Origin of the sequence: Roseiterribacter gracilis (genome assembly GCA_018332375.1) — a bacterium.
In the GTDB taxonomy this organism is placed as follows: domain Bacteria; phylum Pseudomonadota; class Alphaproteobacteria; order BOG-932; family Roseiterribacteraceae; genus Roseiterribacter; species Roseiterribacter gracilis.
Genome location: BOPV01000001.1, coordinates 1,802,768 through 1,825,291 on the forward strand (window position 1 = coordinate 1,802,768; position 22,524 = coordinate 1,825,291).

The 22,524-nt window shown below is 63.5% G+C and carries 17 protein-coding genes and 1 tRNA gene; 8 read left to right on the plus strand and 10 right to left on the minus strand.

The genetic code is table 11. The features are described 5' to 3' along the window. Together TMPK1_RS08995 and bfr are read right to left on the minus strand one after the other, a co-directional pair. Positions 1 to 177, minus strand: coding sequence for a (2Fe-2S)-binding protein (locus tag TMPK1_RS08995; protein WP_420242645.1), 177 nt, complete (start codon positions 175 to 177; stop codon positions 1 to 3). 100 nt (positions 178 to 277) lie between these two features. Continuing rightward, complete coding sequence (gene bfr / locus TMPK1_RS09000; RefSeq protein ID WP_420242646.1) at positions 278 to 766, minus strand: bacterioferritin; 489 nt, start codon at positions 764 to 766, stop codon at positions 278 to 280. A 278-nt stretch (positions 767 to 1,044) separates the two neighbouring features. Between bfr and typA the strand changes: the two genes are divergently transcribed. From typA to TMPK1_RS09015, 3 genes are all read left to right on the plus strand, one after another. Beyond that, positions 1,045 to 2,862, plus strand: coding sequence for a translational GTPase TypA (gene typA, locus TMPK1_RS09005; protein ID WP_420242647.1), 1,818 nt, complete (start codon positions 1,045 to 1,047; stop codon positions 2,860 to 2,862). Positions 2,863 to 2,983: 121 nt separating this feature from the next. Next, complete coding sequence (locus tag TMPK1_RS09010) at positions 2,984 to 5,011, plus strand: methyl-accepting chemotaxis protein (RefSeq protein ID WP_420242648.1); 2,028 nt, start codon at positions 2,984 to 2,986, stop codon at positions 5,009 to 5,011. 185 nt (positions 5,012 to 5,196) lie between these two features. Then, complete coding sequence (locus TMPK1_RS09015) at positions 5,197 to 7,884, plus strand: glycosyltransferase (protein WP_420242649.1); 2,688 nt, start codon at positions 5,197 to 5,199, stop codon at positions 7,882 to 7,884. On the opposite strand, the gene pgsA is transcribed toward TMPK1_RS09015, so the two are convergent. From pgsA to uvrB, 6 genes are all read right to left on the minus strand, one after another. After that, entirely contained in the window at positions 7,869 to 8,387 is a 519-nt protein-coding gene (gene pgsA, locus TMPK1_RS09020) for a CDP-diacylglycerol--glycerol-3-phosphate 3-phosphatidyltransferase (RefSeq protein ID WP_420242650.1), read from the minus strand. The genes TMPK1_RS09015 and pgsA overlap by 16 nt on opposite strands. Further along, positions 8,384 to 8,806, minus strand: coding sequence for a response regulator (locus tag TMPK1_RS09025; protein WP_420242651.1), 423 nt, complete (start codon positions 8,804 to 8,806; stop codon positions 8,384 to 8,386). Before TMPK1_RS09025 ends, pgsA begins: the two co-directional genes overlap by 4 nt. A 96-nt stretch (positions 8,807 to 8,902) precedes the next feature. Then, positions 8,903 to 10,759: an excinuclease ABC subunit UvrC gene (gene uvrC / locus TMPK1_RS09030; RefSeq protein ID WP_420242652.1), complete on the minus strand. Its 1,857-nt coding sequence runs from the start codon at positions 10,757 to 10,759 to the stop codon at positions 8,903 to 8,905. A gap of 303 nt (positions 10,760 to 11,062) precedes the next feature. Next, positions 11,063 to 11,830, minus strand: coding sequence for an SDR family oxidoreductase (locus TMPK1_RS09035; RefSeq protein WP_420242653.1), 768 nt, complete (start codon positions 11,828 to 11,830; stop codon positions 11,063 to 11,065). After that, positions 11,827 to 12,180, minus strand: coding sequence for a dihydroneopterin aldolase (locus TMPK1_RS09040; protein WP_420242654.1), 354 nt, complete (start codon positions 12,178 to 12,180; stop codon positions 11,827 to 11,829). Before TMPK1_RS09040 ends, TMPK1_RS09035 begins: the two co-directional genes overlap by 4 nt. 37 nt (positions 12,181 to 12,217) lie before the next feature. Beyond that, positions 12,218 to 14,338 carry an excinuclease ABC subunit UvrB gene (gene uvrB / locus TMPK1_RS09045; protein WP_420242655.1) on the minus strand — a complete coding sequence of 707 codons (2,121 nt, stop codon included), beginning with the start codon at positions 14,336 to 14,338 and terminating at the stop codon, positions 12,218 to 12,220. A gap of 83 nt (positions 14,339 to 14,421) precedes the next feature. On the opposite strand from uvrB, the gene TMPK1_RS09050 reads away from it, so the two are divergent. Genes TMPK1_RS09050 through TMPK1_RS09060 form a run of 3 tightly spaced genes read left to right on the plus strand, consistent with a single transcriptional unit; the run spans position 14,422 to position 17,867 of the window. Then, entirely contained in the window at positions 14,422 to 15,318 is an 897-nt protein-coding gene (locus tag TMPK1_RS09050) for a diacylglycerol/lipid kinase family protein (protein WP_420242656.1), read from the plus strand. Then, on the plus strand, positions 15,315 to 16,142 hold the full coding sequence (locus tag TMPK1_RS09055; protein ID WP_420242657.1) for a metallophosphoesterase family protein: 828 nt from the start codon (positions 15,315 to 15,317) through the stop codon (positions 16,140 to 16,142). Before TMPK1_RS09050 ends, TMPK1_RS09055 begins: the two co-directional genes overlap by 4 nt. A gap of 39 nt (positions 16,143 to 16,181) precedes the next feature. Continuing rightward, positions 16,182 to 17,867, plus strand: coding sequence for a methyl-accepting chemotaxis protein (locus tag TMPK1_RS09060; protein WP_420242658.1), 1,686 nt, complete (start codon positions 16,182 to 16,184; stop codon positions 17,865 to 17,867). A 46-nt stretch (positions 17,868 to 17,913) separates the two neighbouring features. Here TMPK1_RS09060 and TMPK1_RS09065 read toward each other — a convergent pair. Further along, positions 17,914 to 17,989, minus strand: a tRNA-Ile gene (locus TMPK1_RS09065). A gap of 349 nt (positions 17,990 to 18,338) precedes the next feature. Here TMPK1_RS09065 and TMPK1_RS09070 point away from each other — a divergent pair. Both TMPK1_RS09070 and TMPK1_RS09075 read left to right on the plus strand, forming a co-directional pair. After that, complete coding sequence (locus TMPK1_RS09070; protein WP_420242659.1) at positions 18,339 to 19,994, plus strand: MFS transporter; 1,656 nt, start codon at positions 18,339 to 18,341, stop codon at positions 19,992 to 19,994. 93 nt (positions 19,995 to 20,087) lie between these two features. Beyond that, the gene (locus tag TMPK1_RS09075; RefSeq protein ID WP_420242660.1) at positions 20,088 to 21,416 is read left to right on the plus strand and encodes an MFS transporter; all 1,329 of its coding nucleotides are present in this window, start codon (positions 20,088 to 20,090) and stop codon (positions 21,414 to 21,416) included. Here the strand turns inward: TMPK1_RS09075 and TMPK1_RS09080 are convergent. Further along, positions 21,366 to 22,520 (minus strand): acyltransferase family protein, encoded by a 1,155-nt coding sequence (locus TMPK1_RS09080; protein ID WP_420242661.1) that lies wholly within the window; start codon positions 22,518 to 22,520, stop codon positions 21,366 to 21,368. The genes TMPK1_RS09075 and TMPK1_RS09080 overlap by 51 nt on opposite strands. Positions 22,521 to 22,524: the final 4 nt, after the last annotated feature.

A 22,524-nucleotide genomic window follows, 5' to 3' on the forward strand; every position in this document is an offset into this window, starting at 1 on the left:
TTAAGCGGCGACCGACTCGTTCTGGTCGAGCAGGTCGCAAATCGTATCGGCACAACGGCCGCATGCGGGCGTCACGCCGAGGCGGGCATAGATTTCGGACGGGGTGGCAGCGCCACCCTGTTCGATGGCCTGCCGCACTTCGCGCTCACGAACCGCGTTGCAGATGCAGACATACATAGTCTTGGCCTCGCCTCTCCTGACCGGGAGAAGGTAAGGTCCATGAGAATGAGTTGCAAGCGCTCTGTGCGATTGACTCGCACACGCAGAGCTTGCGGGCTTAGTGCTCCTGCTCGTCCGCCGGATCGGTCTGGAGCTGGATGAAGTTCTGGATCCCCATTTTCTCGACCAGCTCGAGCTGTTTTTCGAGGAAATCCACATGTTCTTCCTCGTTTTCGAGGATGTCGGCGAACAGCTCGCGGGAGACATAGTCCCGGACCTGCTCACAATGGGCGATCGCCTCGCGCAGCAGCGGAATCGCCTCGTTTTCCAGGGCGAGGTCCGCCTGAAGGATCTCGACGACGTTTTCCCCGATTTTGATCCGGTGCAGGTCCTGGAAGTTGGGCAGGCCGTCCAGGAATAGGATCCGCTGGGTCAGCTTGTCCGCGTGCTTCATCTCGTCGATCGATTCGCGGTACTCGAACTTGCCCAGCCGGGTCATGCCCCAATGCTCGAAGATCCGGGCATGGAGGAAATACTGGTTGATCGCGGTCAGCTCGTTGGTCAGCGCCTTGTTCAGGAACGCAATTACCTGCTTATCGCCCTTCATCCCTGACCTCCGTTGCGCCTGGCGCGACCTAGCCACGCGATGATCCACGGAATCGCGGATCTGAATCGCATGGCTCTCTAATAAGTTGCGCGGCCGGCTAGTCCCAGGCCCCTGCGAGGCCTGGGGCCGGACACTCTGTCGCCCGCTCGATTCTAAGCAAATGCGCGGTGGCGGGCTGGCGCCCGACTCTCTATATACTGCGCCGCAATATACGGGCGGGCTTCCATCCACAATGGATCCGGGGGCGCCGCCCGTTCGTTCGTCTTGGGGTTAGGGTCATGGAACTTCGCAACATCGCCATCATCGCGCACGTCGACCACGGCAAAACCACGCTGGTTGACCAGCTGCTCCGTCAGTCGGGTGCCTTCCGCGCCAACCAGCAGGTTGCCGAGCGCGCGATGGATTCAAACGACCTCGAGCGCGAGCGCGGGATCACCATTCTCGCCAAAGCGACCTCGGTCGAATGGAACGGTGTGCGCATCAACATCGTCGACACGCCCGGCCACGCCGACTTCGGCGGTGAAGTCGAACGCATCTTGTCGATGGTTGACGGTTGCTTGGTTCTGGTCGACGCAGCCGAAGGTCCGCTGCCGCAAACCAAGTTCGTGCTCGGCAAGGCGCTGAAGCGCGGCATGAAGCCGATCGTGTTCATCAACAAGGTCGATCGCGGCGACGCACGCGCACACGAAGTGCATGACGAAGTTTTTGACCTGTTCTCGTCGCTGGACGCGAATGACGAGCAGCTCGATTTCCCGACTCTGTTCGGTTCAGGCCGCAACGGCTGGGCGTCACGCGAACTGGAATCGCCGACCGACAATATGGACGCGCTGTTCAAGCTCGTCGTCGACCATGTGCCGGCGCCGAAAGTCGAACTCGACGCGCCGTTCGCGATGCTGGCGACGATCCTCGAAGCCAACCCGTATCTCGGCCGTGTTCTCACCGGCCGTATCGAGCGCGGCCGCTTGAAAATGAACATGCCGATCCGCGCGCTGTCGCGCGATGGCAAGGTGTTGGAAACTGGTCGCGCGACCAAGGTGCTGGCGTTCCGCGGTTTGGAACGCGTGCCGGTCGATGAAGCCGAAGCAGGCGACATCATCGCGATCGCCGGTCTGCAGGAAGCGACCGTCGCGGATACCATCGCCGATCCGACCGTCACCGAAGCCTTGCCGGCGCAGCCGATCGATCCGCCGACCATCACCATGACCTTCTCGGTCAATGACAGCCCGCTCGCCGGTCGCGAAGGCGACAAGGTGACGAGCCGCATGATCCGCGATCGTCTGCTGCGCGAAGCCGAAGGCAACGTCGCGCTGAAGATCACCGAGACGGCGGAAAAAGATTCGTTCGAAGTCGCCGGCCGCGGTGAATTGCAGCTGTCGGTGTTGATCGAAACGATGCGCCGCGAAGGCTACGAACTTTCGGTCGGTCGTCCGCGCGTCGTCTACAAAGAAGAGAACGGCCAGCGTCTCGAGCCGATCGAAGAAGTCGTGATCGACGTGGACGAGGAATTCTCGGGCACGGTCGTGAACAAGATGCAGGAGCGCAAGGCCGAGATGGTCGAGATGCGCCCGTCGGGTGCGGGCAAGCAGCGTCTCGTCTTCCACGCGCCGTCGCGCGGCCTGATCGGCTATCACGGTGAATTCCTCACCGACACGCGCGGCACCGGCGTGATGAACCGCCTGTTCCATTCCTTCGCGCCGTTCAAAGGCAACATTCCGGGCCGTCGCACCGGCGTGCTGATTTCGAATTCGGGCGGCCAAGCGGTTGCTTACGCGCTTTGGAATCTCGAAGAGCGCGGCCCGATGATGATCGAGCCCGGCGTGGACGTGTACGAAGGCATGCTGATCGGCGAGCACACGCGCGACAACGATCTCGAAGTGAACGTGCTGAAGGGCAAGCAGCTCACCAACATCCGCGCCGCCGGCAAGGATGAAGCGGTGCGCCTGACGCCGCCGATCAAAATGACCCTGGAAAAGGCGATCGCCTACATCATCGACGAAGAGCTGGTCGAGGTGACGCCCAAGTCGATCCGGCTGCGCAAGAAGCTGCTCGACCCCAACGAGCGCAAGCGCGCGTCGAAGCAAGCTGCTGCAGGCTGACGACGCGGCGGTGACGCCGGTGTGAATTGACGCCGGCTTCACCACCTCCGTTTAGCTCTCATTAAGCCGGCCAGGGTCCGCTCCGTGTGCGTCCGCAAATGCGGCACACGGAGGGGCCCACATGAATTTCGTCGCTCGCCTGCAAGATCTGCGCATCGGCACGCGCCTGCTGCTTTTGCTCGGCATCGTCGCGCTTGCAGTTGGCGCAGCCGGCATCGCCTATCTCGACATGCGGCAGACGACCTCCGTGCTGCAAAGCGAGGTTGAAGCCGCGCGACGCGTCAGCGCCGCCGCGGATACAGTCGCCGCACACGCGCTGAAGGCGCGCCTCGGCGCCAAAGAATTCCTCAACGTCAAACGCGTCACCGCCCTCGACCTGTATCGCGCCGAACGCGCGCCACTCGACGCTGGAATCGACACGTTGCAGCAAGCTGCGGGCCAAGGCGCGCTCGGCGCCGATGCACGCGCCGTGACGGGCGATCTGCAGGCATGGCGCGCGACCGTCGACAAGGCGATCGCCGAGGTCGAACGGCTGGGCGTGACCGAAGACAAAGGTCTCGAAGGCGCCTTGCGTGCTGCTGTGCATGCGATGGAAACGCGGCTGCAGAAATTGACCGGCGACGCCAAGGGCAACGCTGCCGAGAAGCTCGAAGTCCTGACCACCAAAGTCCTGATGCTGCGCCGGCACGAGAAAGATTTCATGCTGCGTCGCGACCGCAAATATGCTGCCGACGCGGACAAGCGCGGTGCGGAGTTCCGTGAATTGCTGGCCGGCGCCGCGATCAGCGCCGAAGGCAAACAAGATCTTACAAGCTCGCTCGACGAGTATCTCAGCAAGCTGCACGCCTATGTTGACGGCGCAATCGCGGTCGAAGCAGCGCGCATCGCGTCGGAGAAGAGCTTCGACGCGTTGGCGCCGAAATTGTCGAAGCTGGAAAGCGACGCCGCAGCGGGCGCACAGCTGGCGCGCGACAAGATTGCGGCCGACCGGATCCGCGCCGAACGCACGATGCTGCTCGCCCTGTCGATCGGTGTTCTGCTTGCCGCTGCGGCGGCGGTGGTGCTGATCCGCAGCGTCACGCGTCCGTTGATCCGGCTCAAAGAAGCGATGCTGCGGCTCGCCGGCGGCGACATCGACATCGAGGTGCCGTCGACGACGCAGAAAGACGAAACTGGCGACATGGCGCGCGCGGTGCTGGTGTTCCGCGACAATGCACTGACGGCGCGTCGCCTGGCAGCGGAAGCCGAGACGGCGAAGCGAACTGCAGCCACGCGCCGGCGCGCTGAAATGCTAGAGCTGGCTGCGGAATTCGAACGCGGCGTCGGTGACGTCGTGCGCGCATTGGATGGCGCCGCCGTCGAATTGCGTGGCTCGGCAGAAGGCATGGCCGCAACCGCCGAACAAGGCGCGCGGCAATCGACGGCGCTGGCCTCGGCATCGGAAGAAGCGACCACCAATGTCGGCGCAGTTGCAGTCGCGACCGAAGAGCTGACCAGCTCGATCGGCGAGATCGGGCGGCAGGTGGCAGCATCGAGCGACATGGCGAAACGCGCCGTCGAAGAAGCGGTGCGTGCCGATGCCACTGTGCGTGGCATGAGCGACGCGGCCGAACGGATCGGCGGCGTTGTTGCGCTGATCGAATCGATCGCATCGCAGACCAATCTGCTGGCACTCAACGCAACCATCGAAGCGGCGCGTGCCGGCGAAGCGGGCAAAGGTTTTGCGGTGGTCGCGACCGAGGTCAAATCGCTGGCGACGCAAACCGGCAAAGCGACCGAAGAGATCGCAGGCCAGATCGGCGGCATGCAGCAGGCAACCGCCGATGCAGTCACCGCGATCAACACCATCCGCGGCTCGATCGAACATCTGTCCGAGATTGCAGCGGCCATCGCCGCCGCCGTCGAAGAACAAGGTGCCGCAACCAGCGAGATCTCGCGCAATGTCGCGCAGGCGTCGCGCGGCACCGACGAAGTCGCCTCGAACCTGACCGGCTTCAGCGAGGGTGCCGCCGAGACCGGCCGCACGGCGCAGGTGCTGCTGCAGTCGGCCAGCACGGTCGAGCACCGTGCGCGCGACCTTGGCGGCCGGATCGAGGGCTTCCTGCGCCGGCTGCGCAGCGACGACGAGAGCTTGGCCGCGGCGGCATAAGCGGGCCGCACCCGCCGCGCCGCATCCATTCCACGCGGCCTTTCTGCGCTTGGGCGGAAGGGTCGCGTCCGGATTCTGGGTCAGGCCGCGAAACCCACTGGCTGCGCCGTGAGTTTGCCATAGAGTGCGGCCATTCAGGCGGGTCCCCGCCCCCTCCAAGTTCCGACTCCGAGTTCGTTTTTAAGATGGCGAAGCTGAAGATCCGCGCACAAGCGGCGACGGTGATCCTGTGCATCCTGCTGGCCAACGTGGCGGGCTGGTTCCTGATCAACCAACCGGTTCAGGGGCAAGCCTGGCTGGGTGAGATTGCCAGCCTGTCTTTCGCAGGCTACCAGCCCGACCAGTCGCCGCTGTCGAAGCCGCCGAAATATCCCAGCTACGACCAGCTCGACCACGACCTGCAGAAGATCTCGAAAGTCGCGTCGGCGGTCCGCACCTACTCGTCGATCAACGGGCTCGAGAAGGTGCCCGAGATCGCGCGCAAATACGGCATGACGGTTACGGCCGGCGCCTGGGTCGCGGAAAAGGATACGCGCGAAGCCGAACTCGTCAGCCTGATCCAGATGGCGAAGCGCAATCGCAACGTCACGCAGCTGGTCGTCGGCAACGAACATATCCTGACCGGTGCGCTGACCGTCCCCGAACAGATCGCGATGATCAAACGGGTGAAGCGCGAAACCGGCAAGCCGACCTCGACCGCCGAGATCTGGCCGAACTGGCTGAAGTATCCGGAACTCGCCGAAGCCTGCGACTACATCGCGATCCACACGCTGCCCTACTGGGAGCAAGTGCCGTTTCCCGACGCGCTTGAGTTCGTGAAAAACGCGTACGCACAAGTGCACGCGAAATATCCGAATAAGCGTATCGTTTTGTCGGAAGTCGGCTGGCCCAGCGAAGGACCTTGGGTCGGCGGCGCCGAACCCAGCGTCGTCAACCAGGGCAAGTTCATTCGCGACTTCCTGAATTTCGCGCAAGAGAACGGGCTCGAATACAACATCGTCGAAGCGATCGATCAGCCGTGGAAGCGGCAGATTGAAGGCCCGGCCGGTGCAGCCTGGGGCGTGTTCGACGTCAATCGCGAACCGAAATTTCCGATGACCGGTTCGATCGTCGAAACGCGGCACTGGCCCGAACTGTGCGCCATCGCAGCGCTGCTCGCATTGCCGGGCATGATCTGGTTCGTCACGCGCCGCCGCGATCTGAAAGTCACCGGCCTGTTCTTCTTCGCCGGCCTGATTCAGGCATCGGCGTCGATCTTCGTGTGGACGGTCACGCAGGTGACGCGCGGCGTCTACGATCCGTCGATCGCGGTCGCCTGGTCGTTCCTGATCGGCACGCAGATCCTGCTTGCGATCGTCGTGCTGAATGATGGTCTGGAATTCACCGAGATTCTTTGGCGCGGTACCTGGCATCGCCGCGTGACGCCGGTGCGCCAGCAGCGCGTGACCGGCGGCCCGAAAGTGTCGATCCACGTCCCGTGCTACAACGAACCGCCGGCGATGGTGATCGAAACGCTCGATGCGCTGGCCAAGCTCGAATACGACGCGTTCGAAGTTCTGTTGATCGACAACAACACCAAAGATCCTGCGGTGTGGAAGCCGGTCGAAGCGCACGTCAATTTGCTGCGCGAAACCCACGGCGAGAAATTCCGCTTCTTCCATCTCGAAAATTGGCCCGGCTATAAAGCCGGCGCGCTGAATTTCGGCATGAAGGAAACCGCGGCCGACGTCGAAATCATCGCCGTCATCGACAGCGACTATCTGGTCGATCCCGATTGGCTGTCGGCGATGGTGCCGAACTTTGCCAACCCCAAAGTCGCCCTGGTGCAGTCACCGCAAGATTATCGCGATTGGGACGGCGATACGTTCAAGCGGATGATGCATTGGGAATATGCCGGCTTCTTCGCCATCGGCATGGTCGCGCGCAACGAGCGCAACGCGATCATTCAGCACGGCACGATGACGATGATCCGCCGCACCGCTTTGGAAGAAGTCGGCGGTTGGGCCGAATGGTGCATCACCGAAGACGCCGAACTGGGCCTGACTTTGTTCGAACGCGGCTATGAAGCCGTCTATGCGCCCGACAGTTTCGGCCGCGGCGTCGTTCCCGACAGTCTGGCTGCTTACAAGACGCAGCGTTTCCGCTGGGCCTATGGCGCGGTGCAGATCGTCAAGAAGCACTGGAAGAACTTCCTGCCCGGCGGCAACAAGGTGCTGACCAGCGGGCAGAAATATCATTTCGTTGCGGGCTGGCTGCCGTGGTTCGCCGACGCTGCGCATTTGCTGTTCGCGGCGGCTGCGATTTTCTGGACGATCGGTATGGTCGCCACCCCGTTCGTTGCCGACATCGTCAAAGACAATTGGGACCCGACCTTCCGGCCGCCCCATTTCGGCTTCCCGCCGATTGCGTTCATGATCCCGACGATCGGCGCCTTCGTGTTCAAAGTCTTGTCGGGCTTCTTCCTCTACCAGGCGCGCATCAAATGCAGCTTCTGGGACAAGATCGGCGCCGCATTCGCGGGCATGGGCCTAACGCATACGGTCGGCCGCGCTGTGTGGGTCGGTCTGTTCACCAAAGGCCGTCCGTTCGTGCGCACGCCGAAGATCGAAGATCGCCCCGCGTTGATGCAGGGCATCTTGATGGCGCGCGACGAAATCAAATGGATGCTGGCGCTGTGGGTGCTGGCCGGTTTGGTTCTGTACCTGATGACCTGGCACAACCGCGAAGCGTTGCTGTGGTCGATCATGCTGCTGGTGCAGTCGCTGCCGTTCTTCGCCGCGTTCGTCACCGCAATGATCAATGCGATGCCGGGCCTGTTCTCGCGCAAGCACGGCAACGACACGATGGCCGCCGGCGCTCAGCCGGCTGAGTGAATTGACGCTTTGAGATATCCGTAGCCGGTCCAGACGGTCAGCGCGGCGGCGATCCAGAGTGACGCCGTCGCGTACGGCTCGATGCCCGCGACCAGCAGCGCAACGGCGACGAGCTGCACTGTCGTCTTCCATTTCGCAAGATACGTGACCGGCAGCGAGACGCCGCCTTCGCGCAGACCCGACACCAGGATCTCGCGCAGCTGAATCGCCAATGCCGGGATCAACGACCAACGCGCAATGTCGCCGGCCGCGATTAGCGCCAGCAGCAAGCCGCCGACCAACAGCTTGTCGGCGATCGGATCCAGCATGACGCCGAACGCGGACCCCGCGTTCCAGCGCCGCGCCAACCAGCCGTCAAAGAAATCGGTGATCGCAGCTGCGACCAGCAGCACGAACGCGGCGCTGCGCAGATCGGCGAGCAGCAGCAGAATGACCGGCGCGACCGCGACGGCGCGGCCGATCGTCAGCCAGTTCGGCAGCTTCTTCTGAAAATCGGTGATCACGCCGCGGCGGCGGCGAGCGGAATGATGCCGGCGGGCGGTTGTTCGGTCGTGCCGCCACGAATTGCGATCGCATGCGCCAGTGCAGCGCGGAAGGTGCTTTCGCTGGCCGGCTTCTCGATGAAGCCATAGGCGGCGCCGCGCGAACCAAGCGCGGTGCGACGGTCGCCCGAAACCAGAAAGACGGTCGTGCCGAAGCGCGCGGTCAGGACCTGGGCCAGTGCGACACCGTTGGTCAGGCCGTCGAGCCCGATATCGACGAAGGCGATTTCGGGTCCGATCTCGCCCAGCGCGGCAAGCGCGCCCGCAGCGGTCGGGAACGGGCCAATGATCTCGTGCCCGGCCTCGTGGACCACCAGTTCAAGCGCATAGGCGAGGATGGCGTCATCCTCGGCGACCAGGACTTTCAAGTTGTCTCCCATGGCGGCGGATCGTGGGCCGGCATGCTGAACGGCCCGTTAAGCAAGAGCAAGCCGGGCCACGTCGGACGCCTGTGGATAGAGACACGCCGGAACCGGTCAGGTTCCGCCGTGGAAATGGTCGTAGACCTTCTTGGCGGTCGAGCTGGAGATACCGGGCACGGCCTCGAGATCGGCCAGGCCGGCGCGCGCCACCGCGCGTGCCGAACCGAAATGGTGCAGCAGCGCCTTCTTGCGTCCCGGACCGATGCCCTGCACCTCGTCGAGCGGCGAACGCTCCATCGATTTCTGCCGGCGCGCGCGGTGCGTGCCAATGGCAAAGCGATGCACTTCGTCGCGCAGGCGCTGCAGGTAGAACAGCACTGGATCGTTGGGCGGAAGCTGGAACGGCTCACGGCCGGCCATGAAGAAGCGCTCGCGACCGGCGTCGCGATCCGGCCCCTTGGCGATGCCGACCAGCGGCACGTCGTGCACGCCAAGTTCGCCCATCACTTCCATCGCCGCAGCAAGCTGCCCCTGCCCGCCATCGATCAACACCAGATCGGGCCACGAGCCTTCGGTGCGTTCGGGATCTTCGCGCTGCGCGCGGCCGAACCGGCGCGTCAGCACCTCGCGCATCATCGCGTAGTCGTCGCCGGGCGCGATCGGTCCCTTGATGTTGAACTTGCGGTACGAGTTTTTGAGGAAGCCGGTCGGACCCGCGACAATCATGCCGCCGACCGCGTTCGTCCCCATGATGTGGCTGTTGTCGTAGACCTCGATCCGCTCGGGCGCGGCGGAAAGACCAAACAGCTCGGCGACGCCGTCGAGCAGCTTCGCCTGTGTGGCACCTTCAGCACGCTTGCGCTGGAGCGCTTCGCGCGCATTCGCCTCGGCATGACCGACGAGACGTTTCTTGTCGCCGCGCTGCGGCGTACTCAGCTCGACGCGCTGGCCCGCTTTCAAGGTCAGCGCTTCGGCAAGCAGATCCTGTTCTTCCAATTTGTGGCTCAGCAGCACTTGGCGCGGCGGCGGCTGACCTTCGTAAAACTGCGCCACGAAAGCACTTAACGTGCTTTCGACCGGCGAATCCTGGGTGCCGGTCGGGAAATAGGCGCGGTTGCCGTAGTTGCGCCCGCCGCGGAAAAAGAAGACCTGCACGCAGGTCTCGCCGCCCTCGGCGCAGGCTGCAATCACGTCGGCATCGTCGACTTCTTCGGTGTTGACGTCCTGGTTCGCCTGCACCGCCGACAAAGCGCGAATGCGGTCGCGCCAACCAGCCGCAACCTCAAATTCCAGACGCTCGCTGGCGGCCTGCATTTCGGTCGCGAATTTCGCCTGCACTTCGCGCGTGCGTCCGGCCAGGAAGTCGCGCACCAGCCGCACCTGTTCTTCGTACTGCTCTTTCGTCACCAGCCCGACGCAAGGCGCGGTGCAGCGTTTGATCTGGTGCTGCAGACAGGGGCGCGACCGGGTCGAGAAAATTGTGTCGGCGCAGGTCCGCACCATGAACGAGCGCGCCAGCGCCTGGATCGTGCGATCGACTGCGCCCGCCGACGCGAAGGGACCGAAATACGCGCGCTCGGACTGGCGGCTGCCACGATGTTTCGAGATGCGCGGGAATTCGTGGTCCTGGGTCAGCTCGATGAAGGGAAAGCTCTTGTCGTCGCGCAGGTTGATGTTGAAGCGCGGCTTGAGCCGTTTGATCAGGTTGGATTCGAGGAGCAGCGCCTCGACCTCGGTGTGCGTGCGCACGAACTCCATCGCGCGCGTTTCACGCACCATGCGCTGGAGCCGGATCGGCAGCTTGGCGGTCTGCGTGTAGTTGTTGACGCGGCGCTTCAGGCTGCGCGCCTTGCCGACATAGAGCGGCTCACCGGCCGCATCGAGCATCCGGTACACGCCCGGCGCGTCGGGCAAAGTTCGTACGAAATCGCGGATTACGGCGACGCCGTCAGCGACCGTTTGCGGCTTCATGGGCCCCACCCGCACATACCGTATCCGTCATCCACTGCTTCTGTGGATAAAGCTGTGAGTCCGCATCGATGAATCGATGCGAAGCCCCGTGGAATCTTGCGACTCCTCGTTTTGCTCAAAAACTGAGCAGTTGAGCTAAGTGTTTGATGAGTCACGACAAGTGTTTGTCAATCTGACCGCGGACCGTACAGGAGCGAATTTTCACGCTTGACACTCGGTTGATCTGGGCCGGCTGGGCGCCTGTGCACAAACCGGCCGCCCATGGACCGGCTGTAGAATCCTCGGAGTCTCAAGCAATTGCCGTCACCGACCCTTCGCGACGGGGTCGATCGCGACGTCGCGGCGGCGGCGCGAAATGCTCTCCCCGCCATCCAAGGTCAAGACTTGGCCAGTCAGCGATTTCGTCTCCAGGACGAAGATGATCGCGCGCGCGAGGTCGTCGGGCGTGCTCGAATGACCAAGCGGCGTGTCGGCGGCTGCGCGCCGGAACGCAGCCTCGTCCTGCGGGCCGGACGGCAGCGTGATGCCAGGTGCGATCCCGACCACGCGCACGCGCGGCGCCAGCGCCAGCGCCAGCATCGGCGTCAGACCGTGCAGCGCCGCCTTGCCGACCGAGTAGGTCAAATAGTCGGGATTGGGGTTGCTGATCTTCTGGTCGAGCAGATTGACGATCACGCCCTCGGCGTCGGCCGGCAGCTGGGCGGCAAAGCCCTGCGCCAAGAAGAGCGGCGCGCCGGCGTTGATATCGACATGGGCCCGAAAATTCTCCGGCGTCGCGCTGGCCAAATCGTCATAGACGAAGCGCGAGGCGTTGTTGATCAGCACCGTGACCGGCCCGCCCGCCAAGGCCGCACCGCGCGCGCACAGGCCGCGCACCGCGTCGAGATCGGCAAGGTCGCAGCCGATCGCATAGGCACGGTGTCCAGACGAGTTGAGCGACGCGACCAGCGTCTCGGCATCGTCGGCGCTGCGATTGTGGTGCACCAGCACAGTGAAGCCGCGCGCGGCGAGCGTGGTGGCGATGACGGCGCCGATACGCCGCGCGGCACCGGTGACCAGTGCGACGCTCATTTGCGGCGCCGGGTGAATTCGATGCCGGCAGCACGCGTCTCGGGAAAGATGTCGAGCTTGCGCACAGCGACACGGCAGGCTTCGACCGCGTCATCCTGGAAGCAGCAGGTCACCAGCTCCTCCGCCAGCGTCTCGAGCAGATCGACATGCGCGCGTCCCTCCCAACCACGGATGCAATCGCGGATCGGATCGTAGTCGATCCAGCTGCGATCGGACCGCGGTCGCCAGAACAGCTCGACTGTCACGGCGACGCGCTGCGGATGCGGCTTTTCCCACGCATGCAGCCCGACCAGAATTTCGACGGTGACGTCTTCGAGCAGGACGCGATTGTAATCTTCGGTCGGGATCATCGCGCCAAAGGAGCAGCGCCCAGGCGAAGACGCAAGCTTAGCGGCGGCCCCTGCCCCGGCCGCCCTTGCGCTGCTGCGCATTGTATTTGGCGCGGTTGTTCACCTGCGTCATCGGCCCCGGTGCGCCCATGCCCAAATCCAGCTGTTCGACACGACGGATCTCGTCGCGAATGCGGGCCGCTTCTTCGAATTCCAGGTCGGCAGCCGCAGCACGCATTTTCTTTTCCAGCTCGGCGATCACGACTTTCGGGTCACGTCCGTCGCCGTCGGCGCCGGTCCGGATCGTGACGCGGTCGGCGCGCTCGTACACCGACTGCATGATGTCGGCGATGTCTTTGCGGATCGATTCCGGCGTGATTCCGTTGGCCGCGTTGTAAAGCTGCTGCTTCTCGCGACGGCGTTCGGTTTCTTCGATCGCCGCTTTCATGCTGTTGGTCATGTTGTCGGCGTAGAGAATGGCGCGGCCGTCGAGATTGCGTGCGGCACGGCCGATCGTCTGGATCAGCGAGGTGCGGCTGCGCAGATAGCCTTCCTTGTCGGCATCCAGAATCGCGACCAGCGCGCATTCGGGAATGTCGAGGCCTTCGCGCAGCAGGTTGATGCCGATCAATACATCGAACACGCCAAGGCGCAGATCGCGGATGATCTCAATCCGCTCCAGCGTATCGACGTCGCTGTGCACGTAGCGCACTTTGATGCCCGCTTCGTGCATATACTCGGTCAACGCCTCGGCCATTTTCTTGGTCAAGGTCGTGACCAGCACGCGCTGGCCTTTCTCCACGCACAAACGCGCTTCCGCCATCACGTCGTCGACCTGCGTCGCGATCGGGCGCACCAGCACCGGCGGGTCGGTCAAGCCGGTCGGGCGCACCAACTGTTCGATGAAGACGCCGCCAACACGTTCCAGCTCCCACGGGCCTGGCGTTGCCGAGACGAAAATCGTCTGCGGCCGCATCGCGTCCCACTCTTCAAATTTCAGCGGGCGGTTGTCGAGGCAACTGGGCAGACGGAATCCGTAGTCGCTGAGCGTCGATTTGCGCTTGAAGTCGCCCCAATACATGCCGCCGATTTGCGGCACCGTCACGTGGCTTTCATCGACCACCAACAGCGCATCGTCGGGCAGATATTCGAACAAGGTCGGCGGCGGCTCGCCGGCGCCGCGCCCGGACAAATAGCGGCTGTAATTTTCAATGCCGGCGCAGCTGCCGGTCGCTTCGATCATCTCGACATCGAACTGCGTGCGCTGCTCCAGGCGCTGCGCTTCGAGCAGCTTTCCCTCCGCATACAACTCGCCCAGCCGAATCTTCAGCTCTTCTTTGATCTGCTTGACCGCCTGGTTCAGCGTCGGCTTCGGCGTGACATAGTGCGAGTTCGCGTACAGCGTTTCTTCTTTGAGCGTCGCGGTCTTCTCGCCGGTCAACGGATCGAATTCGAACAGGCTTTCGACTTCGTCGCCGAACATCGAGATACGCCAGGCACGATCGTCCAAATGCGCCGGGAAGATTTCGATCGAGTCGCCTTTGGCGCGGAAGGTGCCGCGCTGAAAACCCATGTCGTTGCGCTTGTAGTGCAGCTCGATCAACCGGCCCAACAGTCGCTCGCGCGAAATACTCATGCCGGTTTGCAGCTTCAGCGTCATCTGGCTGTAGGTTTCGACCGACCCGATGCCGTAGATGCACGATACCGACGCGACGATGATCACGTCGCGACGTTCGAGCAGTGCGCGCGTCGCCGAGTGACGCATGCGATCGATCTGCTCGTTGATCGAGGATTCCTTTTCCACATACGTGTCGGTTTTCGGCACGTAGGCTTCGGGCTGGTAGTAGTCGTAATACGAGACGAAATACTCGACCGCATTGTCCGGGAAGATGGCTTTCATCTCGCCGTAAAGCTGGGCCGCCAGCGTCTTGTTCGGCGCCAGAATCAAGGTCGGTTTCTGTACCCGTTGGATCACATGCGCGACGGTGAAGGTCTTGCCCGAGCCGGTGACGCCCAGCAGCACCTGATCCTGCTCGCCGGCCGCAAGCGCACTGGTCAGCGCTTCGATTGCCGCGGGCTGATCGCCGGCGGGCTGAAACTCGGATTTGATGCGCAGGGGCGATTCACCGCGATATTCGGGCGAAGCCTGCAGTTCGGGCTGAAGAGCGGGGAGCGTCATGTGAGGCCACAAGATAGGGTCGCGAGGCGCGTCGGAACAGGCCAGTGCGCCGGCCGGTTCTGCACCTTCATGATGGAAAACCGATGATCCGGCGCTATGCGGTTATTTTGAATGCCAGTGCGGGCGGGCTGATCGGGCGCGACATGGACGCGGTCGCGGCCGAGGTCGTCGCCCGCTTTGCCGCCCTGGGCGTCACCGCAACGGTCGAGCTGCCGCAAGGCCGCGAAATCGACCGCGCCGTACAGCGCCTGCGCGATGACGCGGCGACGCCCGATGCGATCATCGTTGGCGGCGGCGACGGCACGATCGCGCATGCGGCGCAGCTGCTGGCGCAGGGCGGTCCGCCGCTCGGCATTCTTCCGTTCGGTACGTTGAACTTGTTGGCGCGCGATCTTGGCATTCCGTTCGCGCTCGAAGATGCGATCGCCGCGCTTGCAACTGCGACGCCGCGCAAAATCGACCTCGGCGACGCCAATGGCGTGCCGTTCTGCTGCATGGCGACGTTGGGCTTGGTGCCGATGCTGGGTCGCGTGCGCGAGAAGCAACGCGGGATGCCGCCACTCGTCGCGTGGCCGCGCCTGGCTGGTTCGTGGCTGCGCGCGTTGTACTGGGATCCGAAACTTGCACTGACGCTCGAAGCGGGAACACGACCACGGAAGATGCGCACGCGCGGCATGGGCATCGCCGTCGGCGCCTATATGGAAGGACGCTTCTTACAGCGCGCGTCACTGGATCAAGGCGTCCTCGTGGCCTACACGGCGCGCCACCGCTCGCGTTGGGCGTTGCTGCGCTTCGTGATCGATCTGGCAACCGGTCGTTGGGCCGGCGATCCCGAACTCGACATCGTGTCGGGCACTGCGCTCACCGTGCAGACACATCGCAAACGGCTTGCGGTCATGCTCGACGGCGAGCTGGTGCGGATGCGCACGCCGTTGGAATTTCGCGTACGGCCGCGCGCGTTACATGTATTGGCGCCATGAAAACCGTCGCACATCTGTCCGACCTGCATTTCGGGCGCACCGACGCTGCGGTGGTTGCTGGCCTGCTCGACGATCTGCACGCCGAACAGCCGGATCTGATCATCATCTCTGGCGACTTCACACAATCGGCGCGTTCGCGCGAATTTCGCGCGGCGCATCGCTTCCTGCGGCGGCTGCCAGCGCCGACCTTGAGCGTGCCTGGAAATCACGACGTACCGCCCGCCGATCTGTTGCTTCGTTTTCTGGCACCGTTCGCGCGCTACCGGCATTGGATCAGCGACGATCTCTGCCCGTTCGTCGAAACTGATGAAGTCGCGGTGCTGGGCATCAATACAGCGCGCCGTGCGCGGCTGGGCCTAAACTGGGCCGAAGGCTCAATCAGCCACGCGCAGATCGAATTGGTGCGGCGGCGATTCGACGGTGTCGATCCAGCCAAGCTTCGAATCGTCGTCGCGCATCATCCATTCGTGGCGCCAGCGAGCGCGCCGCGCACAACGGTGGCGCGACGCGCCGATCGCGCCTTGCCGATTTTCGCAACGGCCGGGATCGATCTGCTTCTTGCAGGACACTTACATCGCGGCTGGTCAGTGAAGGCCGCCGCCCATATTGAACACGCGCTTCTTGTTGTGCAGGCGGCCACTGCTACCTCGACGCGTCTGCGTGACGAGCCGAACTCTTACAACGTGCTTTTGCTTGAGAAAGAGCGGATCGGCGTGCGCGTGCGCGCCTGGCACGGTGATCGGTTCGAAGCTGTCGGCACCGCGTGGTTCGCCCGCACTTCGCGCGGAGACAATTGGATTAGATCGGATTTTAGCGGTCATTAACCGTCTCCCTGGCTTGCATGCAATCCGGGGAGATTTGCAATGAACGGAAATACAAGCTCCATCGCGACCCGCATTTACGCAGTGGTCGCGTTGCTGGCGCTGACGGCCGCCGTGCTCGGCGGGATCGGCTGGTGGGCGATGGAGACCTACGACCAGCGTGTCGACGAGATCGCTGCCGCGTCGTCGCGCGCGGTCACGGGCGAGCGCGTGAACGGGCTGATCAACGCGGTCGTGATGGATTCGCGCGGTGAGTACATGTCGCGCGACGCCGCCGAAGCGGAAAAGTTCGGCAAACCGCTGCTCGCCAATCTGGTGCTGATCGAACAGCGCATGAGCGAATGGATGAAGCTCATCCCCGCGGCCGAACGCGCCAAATACGAGAAGCTCGAAAGCTCGGCGCGCGACTTTGTGAAGTTCCGCAAAGAACTGGTGCGCGTCGCAACCACCGAAGGCGGTCCCGCGTCGCGCGCCTATGGCGACAATGACCTCAACCGCGCCAACCGCCAGGCCTTCAACGCAGCGGTCGAAGCAGCAGCCGACACCAACAACAAGGTGATCACGCAGCTCTCGAACGAACTCGATGCGTTCCGCCATCGCACCCAGGCAACGATGGCCGCGATTGCGATGCTGGGCGTCGGCGCAGCGATCGGTCTCGCGATGTTGTTCGTGCGCCGCGGCGTCACCCAACCCGTCAAACAACTGACCGCAGCGATGGACGCACTGGCAGGCGGCAACCACGACACGCAAGTGCCGGCGACCGAGCGCAAAGACGAAATCGGCGCCATGGCGCGTTCTCTGCTGGTGTTTCGCGACGGCATGGCGCGCGCCGCGGCGCTCGACATCCAAGCACGCGACGAAGCGCAGGCACGTGCGACCCGCCAGACCCAGATGGAAGAGCTGACACGCACCTTCGCCGAACAAATCGACCGCGTCGTCGCCGGCGTTGCCGGTGCCGCCGAACAGGTGCGCGGCCAGGCGAGCGAGCTCGCGTCGAGCGCCGGCGCCACCACGGCCAGCACGTCGGCGGTTGCGAGCGCCGCGACCGAAACTTCGGCCAACGTTCAGACCGTCGCCTCGGCCGCGCAGGAATTGCGTTCGTCGATTTCTGAGATCGAACGACAACTGGCGACCGCGTCGGCGGTTGCCGGCCAGGCGGTCGACGAAGCGCGCAGCACCGACGTGACGATCAAGGGCCTGGCCGACGCGGCCGAGCAGATCGGCCGCATGGTGCAACTGGTCAACGACATTGCATCGAAGACCAACCTGCTGGCGCTGAACGCGACCATCGAAGCGGCGCGCGCGGGTGAAGCCGGTCGCGGCTTTGCCGTTGTGGCCAGTGAGGTGAAAACGCTGGCGACGCAAACTGCGCAAGCAACCGAAGAGATTCAGGCGCAGGTCGAAACCATCCAGGGTGCCACCGGCAAAGCGGTCGGCGCGATCGGCGGCATCACGAAAACGATTCTGCGCATCAGCGAGATCACGACGACAGTCGCGAGCGCGGTCGAAGAGCAAGGCGCTGCGACCGCCGAAATCGCACGCAACGTCGAAGAAGCGGCTAGCGGCACCGAATCGGTGTCGCGCACCATCGCCGAAGTCAGCCATGCCGCCGAACGCACGGGCGGCGCCGTGGGCGAAGTCCGTCGCGCCGCCGACGGCCTGTCCGACGAAGCCGCACGCCTCGAGCGCGACGTCGCCGCGTTCGTGACAAAGGTGCGAGCAGCGTAAGCGTGAAAGGGTGGCCTGCCGCCCGAAGCCCCGCATGGGCGTAGGGTGGTGGGCGCGGCAGGATTCGAACCTGCACCTGGACCGTTATGAGCGGCCGGCTCTAACCGTTGAGCTACGCGCCCGCTTCCCTCGCATTGGGCTACGGGGGCCGGACCCTGGCGTCTCGTAATCGTGCTGACAAGCGGGACCGAATGCGACTGCCGCATTTCTCAGCAGCGCAAGATTCGGTCGCGACTGCGACCTTCCGAAGCAGATATGGCTTGCGTTAAGCCGACATCCCAGGCGACTCTCGCCGGCCGGGACGAGACCAAACGAAGTCTCGCCCGCTTCGAGGGGGGCATCATTCGTGCGTTTACGTACGACCTGGACAGATCGGTGCTGCGCCATGGCGCTGGCGCACGAATCGCCTGCGTCGGGCCGCGCGACGCCGCTTTCCTGCAGAACACCACGCCATGAAACGGGAGATGCTGGATGGTCAATGTAGCTGCGGCTGGCGGTAGCGCCACGCGCGGGATGACTGCGGAAGAACGCAAAGTCATTTTCGCGTCGTCGCTCGGCACGGTTTTCGAGTGGTACGATTTTTATCTGTACGGCTCGCTTGCTGCTGCGATCGGCAACAACTTCTTCTCGGCGCTTGACCCGGGCTCGCGCGACATCTTCACCTTGCTTGCCTTCGCCGCCGGCTTCTTCGTGCGCCCGTTCGGCGCCATCGTATTCGGTCGCTTGGGCGATCTCGTCGGCCGCAAATACACCTTCCTCGTGACCATCATGCTGATGGGTCTGTCGACATTCCTCGTCGGCTGCCTTCCCAGCTACGCAAGTGTCGGCATTGCAGCGCCGGTGTTGCTGATTTCGCTGCGCCTGATCCAAGGCCTGGCGCTCGGCGGCGAGTATGGTGGTGCGGCAACCTACGTTGCCGAACATGCGCCCGACGGTCGTCGCGGCGCCTACACGGCGTGGATTCAGACCACGGCAACGTTGGGCCTGTTCCTGTCGCTGCTCGTCATCATCGTAGTGCGCGAAACGCTGGCGCCGGCCGACTTCGACGCTTGGGGCTGGCGCATTCCATTCCTGCTGTCGGCGCTGCTGCTGGCGGTTTCGGTTTGGATTCGTCTGAAACTCAGCGAGTCGCCGGTGTTCCAGCGCATGAAGAACGAGGGCACGTCGTCGAAGGCTCCGTTGAAGGAATCCTTTGGCCACTGGCCCAACCTGAAGATCGTGATCCTGGCGCTGTTCGGCCTCGTCGCCGGTCAAGCGGTCGTCTGGTACACGGGTCAGTTCTACGCGATGCAGTTCTTGACCACGAACCTCAAGGTTCCGGCCACGACGGCGCAAACGCTGATCGCAATCGCGTTGGCGATCGGTACGCCGTTCTTCATCGTGTTCGGTTCGCTGTCGGACAAATACGGCCGCAAGCCAATCATCCTGGCCGGCTGCGTGCTTGCCATCGTGACCTACTTCCCGATCTTCCAGGGCCTGACCCACTTCGCCAATCCGGCGCTGGAAGCCGCAACGACTTCGTCGCCGGTGACTGTCGTCGCCGACCCGAACGAGTGCGAATTCCAGTTCAACTGGAGCGGCACGATCAAGTTCACCAGCTCGTGCGACGTCGCGACAGCGGCGCTCTACGCGCGCGGTGTTCCGTACACGAAAGTGGACGCGCCGAAGGGCACGGTTGCGACGATCAAAATTGGCGACAAGGCAATCACGTCGTACGACGCCAAAGGCGCCGACGCGGCCGCGAAAGCCAAGACGCTGGCAACCGATCTCGGTGCAGCGCTGAAAGAAGCGAAGTATCCGGCAACCGCCGACGTCAACGCGATCAACAAGCCGATGATCGTGTTGTTGCTGGTGGTGCTGATGATCTACGTCACGATGGTCTACGGACCGATCGCGGCGCTGCTCGTCGAGTTCTTCCCAGCCCGCATCCGCTACACGTCGATGTCGCTGCCCTATCACATCGGCAACGGCTGGCTGGGCGGCTTCTTGCCGGCCATCGCCGCAGCGCTCGTGCTGGGATCCGGCAATCTCTATAGCGGCCTTTGGTATCCAATCATCGTCGCCGCGATCACAGTTGTGTTGGGCGTGTTGTTCGTACGCGAACCGAAACACCTGACGAACAACTAACGCGGACAGTTACGTCCACGGACTGGCCGGCGCGAGCGATCGCGCCGGCCTTTTCTTTTGCGCGCAGGCAACGGCCGATCGTAAGAAGATCGCATGACCGTTGCCGAAGCTGCCGCGCCGACAAGCGCAACGAAGAAGCCGAATCTCTTCACCGTCATTCTCGCCTCCTCCGCGGGCACGGCGATCGAGTGGTACGATTTCTCGCTGTTCGGTTTGAACCTGGTTTTGCTGACCTCGCTGTTCATTCCAGCGCAGGAGCAGTCGATCGGGCTTCTCTTCACCTTGGCCCTGCACGGCACCGGCTTTGTTGTGCGTCCGCTCGGTGCGCTGATCTTCGGGCGGCTTGGCGACCGATTGGGACGCAAGCGCACCTTCCTCGTCACCTTGGTGATGATGGGCTGCACCACGATGATGATCGGGTTGCTGCCGACCTACGCGACGGCGGGACTGCTTGCACCGGCATTGCTGGCTGCGCTGCGCTTGGCGCAAGGCCTTGCGCTCGGCGGTGAGTATGGCGGCGCCGGCCTCTATGTCGCCGAACACAGCCCACCGCATCGCCGCGGCTATTACACGAGCTTCATGCAGGCGACCGCAGCGTCGGGCTTGCTGTTCGCGCTGGCGACGATGCTCACGCTGCAATTGCTGCTTGGGCCCGAAGACTATCGCGCCTGGGGTTGGCGCGTGCCGTTCCTGCTATCGGGCGTGTTGCTTGCCGTCTCGGTCTATATCCGATTGCGCCTTTCGGAATCGCCCGTGTTCGAAGGGCTGCGCGATCGCGGCGAAATCGCCAAGTCGCCGATCCGCGACAGTTTCATGGATCCGGAAAATCGCCGCCGCATGTTCGGCGCGATCTTCGGTGCGTGCGCTGGCCAGGGCGTGACGTTTCACACTGCGCAGTTTCTGGTTCTGACCTTGCTGCTGACCTGGAAGAAGCTGAGCTTCCTCGAAGCAACGCTTGCGGTTGCGGCGGCGCAGCTGCTGACGACACCCTGTTATATTTTCTTCGGCCATCTGTCCGACCGGATCGGACGCAAGAAACTGATGGTGTGGGGCGCAGTCGGCGGCTGCGTCACCTTCCTGCCGATCTTTATCGGCATCGATTGGGCGGCCGAACACGGCAACGTGCATTGGGTGGCGCTGATCGCGCTTCTGTCGCTCGGCATGTTGTGGACGACGGTGAGCTACGCGCCGACCGCCGCCTATCTGACCGAGCTGTTTCCCGCCCGTATTCGCTACACGTCGATTTCTGTGTCGTTGAATGTCGGCGCCGGCGTGTTCGGCGGCATGTCGCCGCTGATCGCCGGCGTACTGGTCGAACGCACCGGACAACCGTTGATGGCGCTCGCCTATCCGATCGGCATGTGTGCGGTCTCAGCTCTGCTCGGCCAGTTGCTGCTGCGCGAGACGCTGCCGCCGCATTGAGCCGCGCGGCAGACCGAACAGAATCTTTGCCGCACCCAGCCGGTCGGCTGCGACATAGGTCGCAAGACACGCCGCGATCGTCGTCAGCAGAACAACCGCGGCTTCGCCGACGACGCCGACGCGCTGCTGCGTCAGCGCGTAGCCGACGACGACGATCACCGGCTGATGAATGATATAAAAACAGAACACGCCGCGATTGAGCCAAGCGATCGTCGCACTGGGGCGGTTCAACCAGCGCCGTGCGAAGCCCAGCACGACCAGCAGCGCAGCCCATAGATAGGCACAGCGCACAAAGCGCATCGTGATCCGCAAGGTCGCGTCCATGTCGTATTGCGTGTTCGACCAAATCAGAATCGCGTAGAGCGGAACGCAGGCGATCAGAGCCGGCCAGCGCAGATCTTCCACGGTGCGCCAGTGTTGCGAGCGCACCGACGCAAAGCCGAACAAAAAGCACGGCAGAAACACCACATGGTTCGACCAGTCGCGCACCAGGTTGTTGGTGACCGGAAACCAGCCGCGCAAAATGCAGAACGGCACGGCGATCAGCAGCATCGGCACGATCGCCACAAACCAGCGATGGCGCAGCAGCGGATCGATCCGCGCTGCGACGCGCACGATCGCGTCGCGCAACGGCGCGACCAGCAGCGCGTAGGTCAGCACATAGGCGACGAACCAGAGATGCTCCCAATCAAGCCCGTAGCGCAGCGTCGGATCGTGCGTCCAATAGCGCGGCAAGAATTGCAGGAACCCGGGGCCAAGCGCGCCATGCGTGCGGCCTTCGATATATTCGATCGGCGCACAGATGATCAGAACGCCAAACACCAGCGGCACACCCAACCGCAGCAAACGGCTGCGCATGAAATCGCCGGCGCTGCTACGGTCGCGCAGAAACCGACACGCCGCACCCGACACGAAGAACAGCAACGGCAGACGCCACGGCGACGAGAACAACAGCAGCGGCTCGATCGCCGGCCCGGCATAGAAGCTGTTCGCGGCCCAGTCCCACGAGCTGTAAAAGAATCCAACGTGGTACGGGATCAGCAACCCGAAGGCGCAGACCCGGACCCAGTCGAGAAACCACAAACGATCGGCGTTCGGCGGCAAATTC

Coding starts and splice junctions, on each gene's coding strand:
- TMPK1_RS08995 (WP_420242645.1), bottom strand. CDS start 177: ATGTATGTCTGCATCTGCAACGCGGTTCGTGAGCGCGAAGTGCGGCAG.
- bfr (WP_420242646.1), bottom strand. CDS start 766: ATGAAGGGCGATAAGCAGGTAATTGCGTTCCTGAACAAGGCGCTGACC.
- typA (WP_420242647.1), top strand. CDS start 1,045: ATGGAACTTCGCAACATCGCCATCATCGCGCACGTCGACCACGGCAAA.
- TMPK1_RS09010 (WP_420242648.1), top strand. CDS start 2,984: ATGAATTTCGTCGCTCGCCTGCAAGATCTGCGCATCGGCACGCGCCTG.
- TMPK1_RS09015 (WP_420242649.1), top strand. CDS start 5,197: ATGGCGAAGCTGAAGATCCGCGCACAAGCGGCGACGGTGATCCTGTGC.
- TMPK1_RS09025 (WP_420242651.1), bottom strand. CDS start 8,806: ATGGGAGACAACTTGAAAGTCCTGGTCGCCGAGGATGACGCCATCCTC.
- uvrC (WP_420242652.1), bottom strand. CDS start 10,759: ATGAAGCCGCAAACGGTCGCTGACGGCGTCGCCGTAATCCGCGATTTC.
- TMPK1_RS09035 (WP_420242653.1), bottom strand. CDS start 11,830: ATGAGCGTCGCACTGGTCACCGGTGCCGCGCGGCGTATCGGCGCCGTC.
- TMPK1_RS09040 (WP_420242654.1), bottom strand. CDS start 12,180: ATGATCCCGACCGAAGATTACAATCGCGTCCTGCTCGAAGACGTCACC.
- uvrB (WP_420242655.1), bottom strand. CDS start 14,338: ATGACGCTCCCCGCTCTTCAGCCCGAACTGCAGGCTTCGCCCGAATAT.
- TMPK1_RS09050 (WP_420242656.1), top strand. CDS start 14,422: ATGATCCGGCGCTATGCGGTTATTTTGAATGCCAGTGCGGGCGGGCTG.
- TMPK1_RS09055 (WP_420242657.1), top strand. CDS start 15,315: ATGAAAACCGTCGCACATCTGTCCGACCTGCATTTCGGGCGCACCGAC.
- TMPK1_RS09060 (WP_420242658.1), top strand. CDS start 16,182: ATGAACGGAAATACAAGCTCCATCGCGACCCGCATTTACGCAGTGGTC.
- TMPK1_RS09070 (WP_420242659.1), top strand. CDS start 18,339: ATGGTCAATGTAGCTGCGGCTGGCGGTAGCGCCACGCGCGGGATGACT.
- TMPK1_RS09075 (WP_420242660.1), top strand. CDS start 20,088: ATGACCGTTGCCGAAGCTGCCGCGCCGACAAGCGCAACGAAGAAGCCG.